At 61.6% G+C, this 13,899-nt stretch carries 18 protein-coding genes; 16 read left to right on the forward strand and 2 right to left on the reverse strand.

The window, feature by feature from the left end; genetic code table 11:
- Positions 1–49: 49 nt before the first annotated feature.
- On the reverse strand, positions 50–274 hold the full coding sequence (locus IVB12_RS15575) for a ribbon-helix-helix domain-containing protein (RefSeq protein WP_247300298.1): 225 nt from the start codon (positions 272–274) through the stop codon (positions 50–52).
- Between the two features lie 475 nt (positions 275–749).
- On the opposite strand from IVB12_RS15575, the gene IVB12_RS15580 reads away from it, so the two are divergent.
- Positions 750–1,160 carry a helix-turn-helix transcriptional regulator gene (locus IVB12_RS15580; RefSeq protein ID WP_247300301.1) on the forward strand — a complete coding sequence of 137 codons (411 nt, stop codon included), beginning with the start codon at positions 750–752 and terminating at the stop codon, positions 1,158–1,160.
- A 109-nt stretch (positions 1,161–1,269) separates the two neighbouring features.
- A complete protein-coding gene (locus IVB12_RS15585; RefSeq protein ID WP_247300303.1) occupies positions 1,270–1,491 on the forward strand; it encodes a hypothetical protein in 222 nt (73 codons plus the stop codon).
- A gap of 13 nt (positions 1,492–1,504) precedes the next feature.
- Here the strand turns inward: IVB12_RS15585 and IVB12_RS38390 are convergent, their stop codons facing one another.
- Positions 1,505–2,224: a hypothetical protein gene (locus IVB12_RS38390; RefSeq protein ID WP_346658498.1), complete on the reverse strand. Its 720-nt coding sequence runs from the start codon at positions 2,222–2,224 to the stop codon at positions 1,505–1,507.
- A 42-nt stretch (positions 2,225–2,266) separates the two neighbouring features.
- On the opposite strand from IVB12_RS38390, the gene IVB12_RS15590 reads away from it, so the two are divergent.
- From IVB12_RS15590 to IVB12_RS15655, 14 genes are all read left to right on the forward strand, one after another.
- A complete protein-coding gene (locus IVB12_RS15590; protein ID WP_346658499.1) occupies positions 2,267–4,165 on the forward strand; it encodes a hypothetical protein in 1,899 nt (632 codons plus the stop codon).
- 217 nt (positions 4,166–4,382) lie between these two features.
- The gene (locus IVB12_RS15595) at positions 4,383–4,595 is read left to right on the forward strand and encodes a hypothetical protein (RefSeq protein ID WP_247300305.1); all 213 of its coding nucleotides are present in this window, start codon (positions 4,383–4,385) and stop codon (positions 4,593–4,595) included.
- 91 nt (positions 4,596–4,686) lie between these two features.
- Positions 4,687–5,865, forward strand: a complete 1,179-nt coding sequence (locus IVB12_RS15600) for a MoxR family ATPase (RefSeq protein WP_247300307.1) — start codon at positions 4,687–4,689, stop codon at positions 5,863–5,865.
- Positions 5,866–5,876: 11 nt separating this feature from the next.
- On the forward strand, positions 5,877–6,533 hold the full coding sequence (locus tag IVB12_RS15605; RefSeq protein WP_247300308.1) for a sigma factor: 657 nt from the start codon (positions 5,877–5,879) through the stop codon (positions 6,531–6,533).
- A gap of 38 nt (positions 6,534–6,571) precedes the next feature.
- Positions 6,572–7,060 carry a hypothetical protein gene (locus IVB12_RS15610; protein ID WP_247300310.1) on the forward strand — a complete coding sequence of 163 codons (489 nt, stop codon included), beginning with the start codon at positions 6,572–6,574 and terminating at the stop codon, positions 7,058–7,060.
- On the forward strand, positions 7,057–7,266 hold the full coding sequence (locus IVB12_RS15615; protein WP_247300312.1) for a hypothetical protein: 210 nt from the start codon (positions 7,057–7,059) through the stop codon (positions 7,264–7,266). The genes IVB12_RS15610 and IVB12_RS15615 overlap by 4 nt, the downstream gene beginning before the upstream one ends.
- On the forward strand, positions 7,263–7,541 hold the full coding sequence (locus IVB12_RS15620) for a hypothetical protein (RefSeq protein ID WP_247300313.1): 279 nt from the start codon (positions 7,263–7,265) through the stop codon (positions 7,539–7,541). The genes IVB12_RS15615 and IVB12_RS15620 overlap by 4 nt, the downstream gene beginning before the upstream one ends.
- Entirely contained in the window at positions 7,541–7,735 is a 195-nt protein-coding gene (locus tag IVB12_RS15625; protein WP_247300315.1) for a hypothetical protein, read from the forward strand. Before IVB12_RS15620 ends, IVB12_RS15625 begins: the two co-directional genes overlap by 1 nt.
- The gene (gene dnaE / locus IVB12_RS15630; RefSeq protein ID WP_247300317.1) at positions 7,735–11,073 is read left to right on the forward strand and encodes a DNA polymerase III subunit alpha; all 3,339 of its coding nucleotides are present in this window, start codon (positions 7,735–7,737) and stop codon (positions 11,071–11,073) included. The genes IVB12_RS15625 and dnaE overlap by 1 nt, the downstream gene beginning before the upstream one ends.
- On the forward strand, positions 11,070–11,222 hold the full coding sequence (locus tag IVB12_RS15635; protein ID WP_247300319.1) for a hypothetical protein: 153 nt from the start codon (positions 11,070–11,072) through the stop codon (positions 11,220–11,222). Before dnaE ends, IVB12_RS15635 begins: the two co-directional genes overlap by 4 nt.
- Before the next feature lie 52 nt (positions 11,223–11,274).
- A complete protein-coding gene (locus tag IVB12_RS15640) occupies positions 11,275–11,841 on the forward strand; it encodes a hypothetical protein (protein WP_247300321.1) in 567 nt (188 codons plus the stop codon).
- Positions 11,838–12,098: a hypothetical protein gene (locus IVB12_RS15645; protein WP_247300323.1), complete on the forward strand. Its 261-nt coding sequence runs from the start codon at positions 11,838–11,840 to the stop codon at positions 12,096–12,098. The genes IVB12_RS15640 and IVB12_RS15645 overlap by 4 nt, the downstream gene beginning before the upstream one ends.
- 26 nt (positions 12,099–12,124) lie before the next feature.
- Positions 12,125–12,628 (forward strand): CHAP domain-containing protein, encoded by a 504-nt coding sequence (locus IVB12_RS15650; protein ID WP_247300325.1) that lies wholly within the window; start codon positions 12,125–12,127, stop codon positions 12,626–12,628.
- A 122-nt stretch (positions 12,629–12,750) separates the two neighbouring features.
- Positions 12,751–13,854: a hypothetical protein gene (locus IVB12_RS15655; RefSeq protein ID WP_247300327.1), complete on the forward strand. Its 1,104-nt coding sequence runs from the start codon at positions 12,751–12,753 to the stop codon at positions 13,852–13,854.
- Positions 13,855–13,899: the final 45 nt, after the last annotated feature.

Consider the following 13,899-nt stretch of genomic DNA (forward strand, 5'->3'; position numbering starts at 1 on the left):
TTCCAACTGTCGGTTAGATTGCTATCCAAGGCCTCTGAAGTGTCCAGCTTCAGGGGCCTTTTGCTTGCGTAGGTTGCTGATCCTGTTGCAGAAAAACCTTCTGTAGCGCGTCGATGATTGCCCACCGCCGCGATTCATACGCACCTGACGCCACCTTACTGTCGATGACCTCGCGGATCTCCTTTGGGATCGAGATATTGGTCTCGACGAAACCCTCGGCCGCGCGCCGCTCGCGCAGCTTTCTGACACGCTGGGGTCCACCAAAGTCCGCCATGGCATTCCTCTCGTTACGTTACGAGGATTGTCATGATTCGGAACTATTACCAAGGCCTTGTCAGTCGGCAAAAATCCCCGTAGCGCCCCGAATCGGGTTCGGGTATAAGTGGCAACATCAACATAGCACCGGCGCCACGTTGCAAATCTATTAGGCAACTGCAATTCGCATAACATCCATTATGGAATATTTCACCCGTAACTTGTTGAAACATATAGGCATTTCTCTTTCTATACACAACCGCTCTTGACTTGTCCCAATTTTAGGAACAGTTTCCGCGAAGTCAGCATTGACTAGATGGGAGTTGCACTTCCGAGCACAAAGCCTTTTTTGATCTGCTATACGTTCATCATCGCTCAGACGTTTGCGCGAATGCAAACGCCGAGAGAGCTGATATCGAGAGCAATCATTGCGGGGCGTCGGCAACCGCCATTGAGGAGAAGTTTTGATGTTGTCTACTATGGAGGGCGCGAAAGTGTCCAAGACCCCGAATAAGACTGCCTCTGGGATTAAAATTCACGAGTTTATTGCGGCTCAACTCGAGATCGCCAAGACGATGGGTAAGACCCAGCGCGACGTCGCCGAGGCGATCGGCTACGACAAACCGAACCCGGTCAACATGATGGCCAAGGGCACTATGAAGGTGCCCTTGGACAAGGTGCCCCTGCTCGCCAGGGCGCTGAACGTTGACGCGGGCTTCCTGTTTCGACTGGCGCTCAACCAGTATTGGCCGGATGCGGCCGATGCCATCGCGCAGATCTTCGGCACCCCGCTGACGAAGAACGAAAAGGAAATCATCGAGTTCATTCGCGGCGTGTCGAAGAACTCGGACCCTTCTTTGTCTCGCGATGTCGAGGCGAAGCTCCGGGCAGCGTTCAAAGAATAAGGCGGTTCGAACGTTCCCGTAGTTTAGGCGGCCTTGCGGGGCCGCTTAAATTATGCCATCTGACGAAAGTCAGTGCTGACTTAATCCATGCAATCAGGAATAGCGGTATATGTCTCGCATCACCGAAGTCTCCCATGAACGTGCCTACGAGCTCGCCAACGAGCTCCAAAACAAAGAGACCTACGAAGGTCAGGTTTGCACAGTCTTCAGTGGCACGCATCCGGAGCTCGGCGACGTCCACATCACGATCCCGCCCATGGGCAATTCGCTGCTCGCCGCGGCTGATCTTACCAAGCTTCTCCCAATTGTAACCCAACGTCTGACGCTGTAGCGTTTTTCTACAGTCACTTCTGACTTACAGGGCACAGCACAGCATGAACAAAGTCCAGCAACTCCGCGAGGTTGTTAAGAAGCTCGTTCCGATGATCGGAGCGCGCGGCATCGCAGTGACCCAGGTGGGCGCGCAGGCCTTTGTTGCGACCGACAAGAAGACGTTGAAGCCGATCCGGGTCAATATCCCGCATCTGCCGGACGACGCCGACGATCGCCTGTGCTTCGCAATTCAAGGCTTCATCGACCACGAGATCGGCCACGTCCTCGATACGGACTGGGCCGCCGTGGCCGAGAGCGAGAAGCGCGGTGCGACCCCCGATCGCGCTCGCCGCGCCAAGATGACGCCGCAGCAGGCTGGCCAGTTCATGAGCCAGGTCCACAACGTCGTCGAAGATCCGTATGTCGAGCGGAAGATGGCCGAGCGCTTCAAGGGCTCCGCCTACAACGTCGACAAGCTCCACGACATTTTCATCGAGAAGATCTCCAAGCCCGCGATCGAGAGGGCCAAGACGCCGCAAGACCGCTTCGGCTGCATCTTCGTCGCGCTGGTCCGCTCCTGGGCCTGCCAGCAGAAGTTCACCGATTTCATCGTCGCCAACGGCTACGACAAGGACCCTCTCGTCGATGCTTACTCGAAGCTGGTCCCGGAGAAGGTCAAGCAGCGCATCGGCAAGACGAAGGACTCCTGGGAGACCCTCGAGATCGCCGAGATCCTGTTCGACATCATGCACCCCGAGCCGCCCCCTCCTCCGCCGGCGATGCCGCAGCAAAGCATGGCTGACGCCATCAACGAGGAGATGAAGGATCAGGAGGAGCAGTCCGACAGCAAGAAGTCGGACGATCCGGATGGCGAAGGCAACAACCAGGATAAGCCCGAGGACGAAGAGGACAACGGTTCGGACGGCGATCAGTCGGACGAGCAGCAGCCGGCTGGCGAAGAAGGTGACGACGGCGAAGGCGACACCGGAGAGGGTGAAAAGGATGGCAAAGAAGGCGAGGAAGCCGAAGGGTCCGAGGGTGAAGGGGAAGCGGACGATGAGTCCGAGGCGGACGAGGGAGACGGGAGCGAAGCCGATGCCGAAGGCGACCAGGAGGGCGCTGGCGGACGCGACGGTGATCAGGACGAGGACGAGCGCGAAAACGGCGATAGCGAAGGCAAATCGGACGCCGGCGACGAAGAAGATGATGGAGAGGAGGCTGGCGGCGACGACGCGGGCGCTGGCGGGTCCGAAGGCTCCGAGCCTCTCGATGAAGATGACGGCGACGAAGCTGGTGACGATGATGCTTCCGGCGACGACAAAGGCGATGCCGAAGGCGATGCCGAAGGCGGCTCCGGCGACCAGGACGGTGAAGGGGACGACGAGGGATCTGGCGCGAAAGGCGAGAACGCCGAGGGCGACGAAGATGCCGATGGCTCTCAGTCAGAGGGTGATGCCGGTGATAACGACGACGGCGGCGATGAAGGCGAGAGTGATGAAGGCGAAGCCGACGGCGAAGTAGGCTCCGAGGCAGACGACCAAGCAGACGGTCAGTCCCGCCCCACTGGCGAGAAGGCCGACGCGGAAGACGAAGCTCAGACGGTGAGCGAGCACTCCGAGCTCGCGCCCGAAAGCAACCCGTTCATGGGCGCGGAAATCGAAAACCTCGGCGATGACATGGCGAAGGGTATCGCCTTCATCATCACCAACGAGGCGACGCGCAGCATCAAGGGCCTGGACTATCGCGTCTACACGACCGAGTGGGACGTCTGTGAGAAGTTCCCCGTGCCCGAGGGCAACCCCGAACTGGAGGTCTACCGTAAGGGCAAGCGCGGTCGTTATGAGTGCGAGAAGGTCACGCTTAATGGCCTGGTCACGGAGCTCGACGAGCGCACCGGTCACATGGTCGCGCCGATGCAAAAGGACATCGAGCGTATGATGGCCGCGCGCAGCCAGGTGCTCAAAGTGCCGGGCTTCCGGTCGGGCCGCCTGCACTCCGGCTCGCTGCATCGCCTGCGCACTGGCGACGACCGTGTGTTTCGCCGCCTCGAGGAGCACAAGTCGCAGGAGACGGCCGTCACGCTCCTGATCGACAATTCCGGCTCAATGTCCGGCGAGAAGATGGAGATGGCCATGAGCGCAGGCTACGCCCTCTCCTCGACCTTGCAGCGGGTCAACATCAAGCACGAGGTCATCGGGTTCACCACGATGATCCCGCGGGGCGTCAAGGATTGGGCCGAGCAGCAAGAGGCCGAAGAGGAGCGCATCGGTCGAAAGTTCTCGCGCTACGGCGCGCTCTATCACCCGATCTACAAGGAAGTGAATGAGCGCCTGACCCCCGATGTGAAGCGCCGCTTCGCGATCGCGCCCTATACCTGCCCGATGCAGGGCAACACCGACGGCGAGGCCGTTCGCTTCGCCGGCAACCGCCTGGCGATGCGTCAAGAGCCGCGCAAGGTGCTGATCGTGCTGTCCGACGGGCACCCCGCGGGCATGTCCTACTACTCGGACGAAATCTACTCGGACCTCCATAAGGCGGTCGAGGAGTGCGAGAAAAAGCGGATCGAGACGATCGGCATCGGCATCATGGATAGCTCGGTTAAGACCTTCTACCCGAAGGCCGTCGTGCTGAAGGATCTCGCCGAGCTGCCGAAGCAAGTGATGAAGGAACTGAAAGGAATCCTGCTGCAATGACCAGACCAGCGATACCGAAAGATTGGAAGGTCGACACGCGCCCTGCCCGCTTTGGCTGGGCTCCCGGCGACTATGTAGGCCACTGCCGCGACTGCGGCGAGGGCTTCATTGGGGCAAAGCGCTCGCCGACCTGCGCCGACTGCGCCTACGCGACGCCCGATCCACAACCACGGGTCCCATGCTTCATGTTTGGGGACCTCTATGGGGAGTTCAGCTGATGGCATTGCTATTCGCCAAATGCGATCACCAGGACCCCGGCGCCAAGGATTGCGTGCCGGCGGTGCTCAACAAATACCACTGCACCTATTGCGACGTGTCCTGGGAGGACATCTGGTCGTGTGGGTGCGACGACGAATGCCCAAGGTGCGGCAAGGATTTCACGCCCGAATCCTCGGAAGAGGTCGGTCCCTGCGCCTGCGCCGTCCTTTAACGTCCCTATTCCCTAAAGTCAGTTCTGACTTGTATTCCAGTCAGTTTTGACTTACACATAGCAAATCAGCAGCACAGCACACGGGGTCACAATGAGCGACAAAGGCAAGATCAAGTGCGAACTGGACAGCGCACTGGTCCATTCCATCGAACTTCACCTTAAGAAGTATCACCCGAGCGTCAGCCTCGAGGAGTATCAGCGCCGCTTCCCGAGCGCGCCGCTCCTGTCGGAGATCGCCAAGGATGCGATCCGCAAGAAGCGCGCCGACAAGGAGGCCGAGAAGGCCAACGCCGGCGCCCGCCAGCCGCTGACCGATCTGTTTGGCTTCCCCGCCGCGTCGGTGACGAACAGCCAGGGCAAGATCATGGACGCCCGCGTCTACGATCGCAGCGAGTTCTCCGCCGATGATCTCGCCTGGGTCCCCAAGATCGACCCGGATTACATCTTCAACATCGACCTGACCAAGATCGCCTTGATGGCGCTCGAGCTCAACAAGCCGGCGCTGTTCTGGGGCCTGCATGGCACCGGCAAGACGACGCAGTGGGAGCAGGTCTGCGCCCGCACGAACCGCCCCTTCCAGCGCGTGCAGCACACGGTCAACACCGAAGAGGCGCACATCACGGGCCAGTATATCGTGGTCTCGGAGGTCACCGTCGGTCCCGACGGCAAGGATCACGTCCACGCCGTCACCAAGTTCAACCCCGGCCCCCTCGCCCTCGCCATGAAATACGGCTGGGTCTACTGCGCCGACGAATACGATTTCGGCATGCCGAGCGTGCTCGCCGTCTACCAGCCGGTGATGGAAGGCAAGCCGCTGATCATCAAGGACGCCCCGCCCGAGTGGCGTGTGATCGAGCCGCATCCGAACTTCCGCTTCGTCGCGACCGGCAACACCAACGGCGGCGGCGACGAGACGGGCCTCTACCAGGGCACGCAGATCCAGAACGCCGCGAACTACTCGCGCTTCGCAGTCACCAAGCAAGTCCCCTACATGGACGCGAAGATCGAAGCCGCGGTCGTCGCCGGCAAGTCGGGCATCCGCATGCAGGAAGCGACCAAGATCGTCCAGTATGCGACCGAGATCCGCAAGTCCTTCAGCGGCGGGCAGATCAGCAACACGGTGAGCCCGCGCGAATTGATCAACGCCGCGCTGTTCGGTGTCGTCACCGGCGGCAACTGGCGCGAGGGTCTGGCGCTCGCTTTCGCGAACCGCTTGTCGCCGACCGATCGTGAGGTCGTCGACCAGTATGCCCAGCGTCTGTTCGGCTAAGGGGCGGAGCGATGAACATGGTTCTGCGCATCGAGGACTCGATGCCCGCCATTAATTCGTTCGCTCGGCGCGTGCTGCGCCGGGTGACGGCGGCAAAGTCCGTTATCACGGTCGACGACATTGTGTCGGAATGCACGATCGCCTGGTGCATCGCGCGCGACAACTGGAATGAGGCTTCCGGCGTGCCGTTCCTGGCCTATTTGCGCATTGGAATGCGCAACCACATCAATCGCTGGGTCGAGAAGGAGCTCCGCGAACACAGCGCATCCCATCTGGAGTTCGACAAGCCGCATAGCGAAAACGGCGATGGCGATCTCTACGAGGTGTTTGCCGACGAGCGCGCCGACCTGCCCGACGACATTCTGGAGCAGAACGATCGCCGCGCCAAGCAACTCTCCCGGCTCTCGCCGCGGGCCCGCCAATTCGTCGAGCTTCTCGACAGCCCGCCCAAGGCGCTCGTCGACATCCTTCAGGCGCTCAAGGCCCGTCAGGAGTTCGCGATGCAGCGAGGCGTTCCGGCCGCGCCGGTGCCGAAGCGCATCCTCATGACGCTGGTGTTTCGCTTCATGGGCGCCACGCCCCGCGAGCAGACCCAGATCAACGAGGAGCTCGAGGCGAAATTCAACCTCAAGGACGCATTCGCCAAGATGGACAGGATCAAGCGCTAATGGAACCCAATCGTCTGCTCGCTCCAGGATGCTACGGCATGTCCATGTGCTTCCGGGAGGGCACCGCGGAGTGCAGCACCTGCCCTTTCGCTGCCTCCTGTAAGCCCCGTGCCGAGGCTCAGCTTGCGATGCTGCGCGCGGAGCTCGGCGTCGTGGTGCCGGAGCGCAAGGCCGCCCCGAAGCCCGCGGCACCCGGCCCGGTCATGGAGCTCACCAACGGGCTACCGAAGAAGGTCGCGGCCTGGATCGCCTACATCGAGCGCGAGGGTATCAAGATCAACGAGGCGCTGACCAAGGGCGAGAACCCGTTCCGCGGCAAGCGCCCGGCCTTCCTGGCGATCGCCTGTCACCTGCTGCTCAAGCTGCCGCAGGGCGTCAGTCGCGATCTCCTGACCCAGTGTTTCCGCGACAAGCTGTCCTGGTCGGCTGAGACGACCGCGGCACACGTCACTCAGGCCCGTCAGATCCTCGCCCATGTGGGCGCGATCGAGGAAGTCGACGGCATGATCAAGTTGAGGGCGGCATGAGGTTTAATTGCGATTGGCTACAGCAGCGCAACGAACGTCGCTGGAAGCGGCGATACCAATGGCATCGCTGGTTCGCTTGGCGCCCGGTGCGGATTGCCGCGGGCGACCGCCGGTGGCTGGAGTTCGTCGAGCGCCGCCGGCAGTGCGGCAAATATTTCGTCGAGTGGGAATACTGGGATTACCGCGCGATTGAGAGGGCGGCATGAACTACGGACCCTACCTGCCCGACTTCGTGTGGCCCGCCTGGTCGATCTGGCTCGGCGTGTTCCTGCTCGTCGCCTTCCTCGACTTCCTCTGGGCGCTCTACAACCGCGCGACCGTCGCCAAGCGACCGGTTCGCGCCAGCATGCTCGCAACCGCGCTCTACGGTGTCGGGGCGGTCAGCGTCATGGGTTACAGCAATGACCCCTGGCTCCTCATTCCGGCGTGCGCGGGCGCATTCGTCGGCACCTATTTCGCGACCCATATGGAGTGCGCCTAATGAACCTTAGTCGCGAGGAGCTCCGCAAGCATTCGCCGCAGACCCTGCGGGATAAGCACGGCATCGGTCTTCAAGAGGGCAATCGCTTGATCAATACGGCGCTTATGCTGGACGCCCTCGACAAGGCCAAGACGCTGATCGAGGTCAAGGCCGTTGTTCAGCGTTTCATTACCATGCAGACGGGAGTTGTTTAGTGCATACGGTTCTGGCGGCACGTTCCGACTTCTCGATCGGCGAGAGCATTCTCACGGTCGAGGATCTGGTGAAAAAGGCCAAGGAGGCCGGCGCCAAGGTCGTCGGGCTCACCGACACCATGACGATCACCGGCATGATCGACTTCACCAACCGGTCGAAGAAGGCCGAGATCAGGCCGATCATCGGTTGCCGGCTGCGCCTGGTCGACGATCCGTCCTGGCGCAAGACCAAGGACGACAAAAAGGCACCGGCGGAATATTACGTCACCGCGTATGTGCTGTCCGAGGCGGGCCTCAAGGCGCTGTTTCGGCTGCTGACGCTCGCCAACTCCGAGGAGCGCTTCTATTTCGATCCCAAGCTATCATTTGAGGATCTGAAGGCCGAACTCGCCAAACTTGGCGATGAGGATCTAGCTCTGACGACCGGTGACGCCCAGAGCATTTTAACTCACCCCAATGGCGAGGCGATTATCGACGACTGGCTGAAGACCACCCCAGTCACGATCTTCGCCCAGATCACCCCGATCGACACGCCCTATTACGACACCATCAACGCGCGGGCTGTCACGTTGAGCCAAAAGTTCAAATGCTTCCCGCTCGTCACCCGTCCGGTGCTCTACGGCGAGAACGAAGCCGACGCCCGCGACGTGATGAACGCCGTGTCGAACAACACCAAGATGACCGAGCTCTGGATCGAGCAGCCGCATTTCCGCGATCTCTACCCGCTGAACGATCGCGGTCTCGTGCTCCAGCTCGCCGCGCTCAAGTCACGGCTCGAGAAGCGCGGGATCACCGCGGGTCCCACACTGGCCCAAGGCGTGCGCAACACCGACGCGCTGGCTGAGCGCGTGAGCTACATCTGGTCGAAACAGCCCGTTTCGCTGCCCCAGATGGCGCCCGACGAGTTCAAGGCACTGGTCGAGGCCTGCAAGGCCGGCTGGAGCAAGCGTTTTACCACAACTGCATTCGGACATCGGCCCTCCACCCAGGAGCTCACCGACGTCTACAAGCCCCGCCTGGCCTACGAGCTCGAGGTTCTCAAGAAACTCGGCTTCTCCGGCTACTTTCTCCTCGTGATGGATATTGTCAACTATGCGAAAGCGAACGGAATTCTGGTGGGTCCCGGCCGCGGATCGGTCGGAGGCTCTCTCGTCGCGTATCTTGTTGGGATTACCGACTGTGATCCTATTAGGTTCGGGCTTCTGTTTGAGCGGTTCATCAACCCCGACCGTATCGACTTGCCCGACGCCGACCTCGACTTCATGTCCGAACGCCGAGGAGAAGTAATTGACTACCTCGTTCGCAAATACGGTCAGGCGCGCGTGGCGGGCATTTCTAACTTCGGCAAGCTCGCTGCCGCTTCGAGCATTCGTAACATTGGCAAGGCGTTCGGACTCTCCGAATTTGACTATGTTTGCTCTAAGTATGCTCCCAAGGAGCACGGCGCCAACGTCTCCCTACCGAAAGCAGCCGAGATCACCCCGGAGATAGGAGCGTTCCGTGACCGCTACAAGCCATTGTGGGACGTTATGGTTCGTCTCGAAGGAACTCAGAACATCTTGGGCCGGCACGCCGCCGGCGTCGTGGTCGCCGGATGCGACCTGGTCGAGCGCGGCGTGATCGAGCGGCGCAAGGACGGCGCCACGGTCAATTGGGACAAGCGCATCGTCGAGGATCAGGGCCTGGTCAAGGTCGACATCCTCGGCCTGTCCACGCTCGACCTGATCGACCTGACGCTGAAATATATCCGCAAGCGGCACTCGCAGAAGGTCAACCTGATGCAGATTCCGCTCGACGACGAAAAGGTGCTCCAGGCTTTCGCAGAAGCGAAGACCACCGGCATCTTCCAGTTCGAGGGCGGCGGCATGCGGCGCCTGCTCAAGGAGCTCGGCAAGGACACCGGCATCACCTTCGACGACATCACGGCCGCGACCGCGCTCTACCGGCCGGGCCCGATGGAGTCGGGCATGATGGACAGCTTCTGGAAGCGCAAGCAGGGCCTGGAGACCGTCGAATACGACCACGAGCTCATGGAGCCGATCCTAAAGCCGACCTTCGGTGTGATCGTCTACCAGGAGCAGGTCATGCAGATTTCGCGCGTGATCGCCGGCTATTCGGCGCCCGACGCCGACAAGCTGCGCAAAATCATGGGCAAGAAGCTGCCGGAAGAAATGGCTAAGGAGCGCGGCAAGTTCGTCGACGGCTGCGTCAAGACGATCGGCTGCGACAAAGAGTGGGCCGGAGACCTGTTCGACAAGATCGAGGGCTTCGCCGGCTACGGCTTCAACAAGTCGCACTCGGTCGAATACACCCTGATCTCCTACCAGTCGATGTGGCTGAAGGTGAACTATCCGGTCGAGTTCTTCGCCGCGGCGCTGTCGCTGATGAAGGAGGACAAGCTGCCGGCGATCCTGAAGGACGCCACCAATTTCGGCATCAAGATGCTGATGCCGGACATCAACTATTCGACGGGCCAGTTCGAGATCCTGACCGATACCAGCCTGTGTATCCCCTTCGACCGGGTCAAGGGCGTGTCCGAGAAGGCCCGCACCGCGATCCTGAAGGCGCGCGAGGATGGCGATTTCCGGACCATGAAGGAGTTCGTCGCGCGGGTCGAGCGCCGGGTCTGCAACAAGCGGGTTGTCGAGGCGCTGGATGCGGTCGGCGCGTTCGCGCGCATCGAACCCACCCAGCCGGCCGCAAACGATCCCAGCCGCATCGCAGCCCAGAAGGAATTGATCCCTGGACTGATCATCGAGGTGGTCCCGGTCAACCGCGAAATGCACGCCGACAAGTTCACCAAGGCGAAGCTGGGCCAGATCGTGACCGAATACCGCCAGGCGGAGGGCGGCGACGGCCAGGGCGTCAAGCCGACGATGGGCAAGAACGCCAAATTCATGGTGATCTTCGACGCGCCCAGCCGCTCCGAGGAGCAGATCGGCGCGTTCTCCTGGGGCGACAACTTCCATTCCGTCGCCTGCTCGCTGTCGGATGCCGGCCTGGAGCGCGCCGACGCCTACTGGACGGGCCTGATCAAGCGCCCCAAGGAAGGCAAGCAGGTCTCGCCGGCGGAGATTAACAAATACGTCGGCTACCTGGACAAGGAGATCGACCTGCTCAAGCCGCCGGCGATCGTGCTGCTCGGCTCGACCGCGGTCCGGCACTTCTTCCCCGACTTCAAGGGCAAGGCGTCCGACCAGGCAGGCAAAGTGATCTACTCCAAGCGCTATGACGCCAACTTCGTCATCGGTTTCAACCCCGGCGAAATCTTCCACGACCCTGACAAGCAGGTGCTCATGGACGAGGTGTTCGCCACAGTCGCGAGTTTCATCGAATGAGCATCGAGTTCGTCCGATCCCAGGTCGAGTATTACCGACGCAACCTGCGCCGCGGTCATCCGCGCGATTGGAACATGATCGTCGGACTGTTCCAATACTACGAGCAGGAGCTGCAACGGCTCGAAGATTCCACGCGCAATCCAGACTGATCTCGCTATAGTCTGCATTGACAGTCAGCACTGACTTACTTAAGAGGGCCACATGAGCGACACCGACACGACGACCCCCGCCCCTGCCCCGAAGCCGACCCCGAGGATCGCGGTCAAGAATTTCATCGACGGAACCCAGGCCCGCAAGGACGCTTCGTTCTCGCTCGCCGACCTGTCGAGCGCGTTCCAGGACCAGATGTCCTTCCGCATCCACTACGGCGAGCTCAAGGCCCAGGCCGAGCGCCAGGTCGCGGACCTCAAGCTCAAGCTGGAAGCGGCCGAGAGCAAGGTCGGTCGCGAGATCCGCGACGACCTGACCAAGCAGGGCGTGAAGGTGACCGAGAAGCTCCTCGAGCAGGAGATGAATGCGCACCGCACCATCCTGGCGATCAAGCTCGCCATCAACGAGGCGAAGCAGGTGTTCGAGGTCGCAAAGGCGGTCTACGAGGCCTTCGACGATCGCCAGAAGATGCTGATGTCAGCCGGCGCCAAGGACCGCGTCGAGATGGAAGGCGACATTCGCATGGGCGTTGCCGCTGTGCGCGACACCGCGATCAAGACCGGCGCCGCCGACATGCTCGAAAAGCGCCGGCAGCTGCTCGCAGGGAACGCGGCATGAAGATCGGCGGCATCGTCATCGTGGGCGGCTATCTGGCGATTGGCGCCCTGGTTCACTGGGCCCTCATCGGCCCCACCTTTCACGTTGCCAGCGTCGCCTCATGGGGCGTCGTCTTCGCCTGGCCCTTTATCCTGTTTGTGCTCGGGCTGTTGATCTGCCTGACGCTCTGGATCGCCGTCGGATCTGTGATCGCGGCGATCGAATGGTTGACTCTGGTGCGCCAGGTCAATCGCAACCAGCGCGCTTACAAGCGCTAAAACCCAAGAAAAACACGGAGTTAACAGTGAAGCGTCTTCTGACGGGGCTTGTCTGCGCCCTCGCGATACAGTCAGCCCTGACAACCATGGCCGAGGCCCGCCCGCGCCACCACCGACACCACGCATCCCATGTCCGGATCGTGCAGCCGCAGCAGGAGGCCTACCCGACGTTCGGGTCGTTCTTCGCGGCATCCAGCGACATCGTCGGCCGCGCTCGTGCCCATCTCGGCGACACCGCCCGCGAGGTCGGCGTCCGCACCAATCTCTGGTGCTCGGCGTTCCTGCGCAAGCTCACCGGCGCCAAGGACGTCGACGACCGCGCTCTGTCGTGGGAGCGCCATCAGCGCGTCGCTCCGCAGGTCGGCGCCGTCGTGACGATGGGCCGGCGCGGCGGCGGGCATGTTGGTGTGGTCTCCGGCTTCACCAAGAACGGCGACCCGATCGTGATCAGCGGCAACCACCGCAATCGCGTGGCCGAGAGCGTCTATCCGCGCTCCCGCATCCGCGCCTGGCTCTCTCCGACCTCCTGAAGAAATCACGTCCCGGATCAAGAAAGAGAGCGAGATCCGAGACGTGAACGCTATAGCTCAATAGCGAAATCGCTAATTAGCGACCGGCAGTTACGACCCAACCCTGAACCAAAGGAACCAAAGTGCCCACCCTCTCCCCCGAACTCCTCAAGCTTGTGAAGTCCTCGAAGAACAAGCACTCCCGAGCCGGCAAGTCCGTCTCGATCGGCGAAGGCAAGACCACCATCCGCGTCCTCGCCAAGCCCGATGGCTCCCAGTTCTGGGAAGACCTGGGCGTCCACTGGATCAAGACCGAAGTGAACGGCAAGCCCGTCGCTGTCGTGGGTTGCCACGACGAGGTCCACGGCCAGCCCTGCCCCATCTGCACCGCGATCGCCAAGGCGACCGAAGCTGCGACCTCCGACGAGGAGATCAAGCTGATCAAGGAGTGGAAGGCCAGCAAGACGGTCATCGTCAACGCGCTCGTCCGCTCGGGCACCAACAAGTCCGACGAGCCGCAGATCGTCGAACTCAAGTCGTCGGTCTGGGGTCAGATCTCCGGCATGATCGCCGAATACATGGAAGCCGATAAGGATCTCCTCGACCTCAAGGAAGGTCAGGATTTCGTTGTCGAGCGCCGTGGTCGCGGCATCGACACCAAGTATACGGTCATGCTGGCTCCGCGCTCGCAGCCGGTCGACGAGTCCGTGCTCGAAGGCATGCACGACCTGAAGGCTTGGATCGAGTCTCAGTTCTTCCGCGGCGAAGAGACCAAGGCGCTCACCGCGATCGCCCAAGTCACCGGCATCACCGTCGGCACGGGTGCTCGTCTGGCTGCCCCGGCCCGCTCTGCCCTGCTGACCAAGCCGGCTGCGGTGGTCGAAGACGCCGAAGTCGAGGAAGTCGCCGAAGCGCTGGTCGAAGCCGAGAGCGAGACGGTCGTCGAGGAAGCTGTGGTCGAAGAGACCAAGGCCGAGACCGACGAGGAGCGCGAGCTCCGCGAATTCCGCGAGTTCAAGGCGGCCCAGGCTGCCAAGAAGGCGGAAGCCGACAAGGCCGCAGCTGCTGCGAACGCGGACGCTGTGAAGAAGGCTGCCGCTGCAAAGCTCGCGGCCGAGAAGAAGGAAACTGCCGAGTTCGCCGCCAAGAAGAAGGCAGCCGCCGAGAGCACCGTCTCGAAGGATGCCTTCAACGCCGACCTGCCGGCGGACGAGATCGACAGCCTGCTGGCTGATCTGGACTCGTAAGAGCTTCGGGGCGGCCCCCAACGCCCCGACGACCGCGCCCTGGTG

The sequence above is a fragment of the Bradyrhizobium sp. 179 genome (assembly GCF_023073535.1).
Taxonomy (GTDB): Bacteria; Pseudomonadota; Alphaproteobacteria; order Rhizobiales; family Xanthobacteraceae; genus Bradyrhizobium.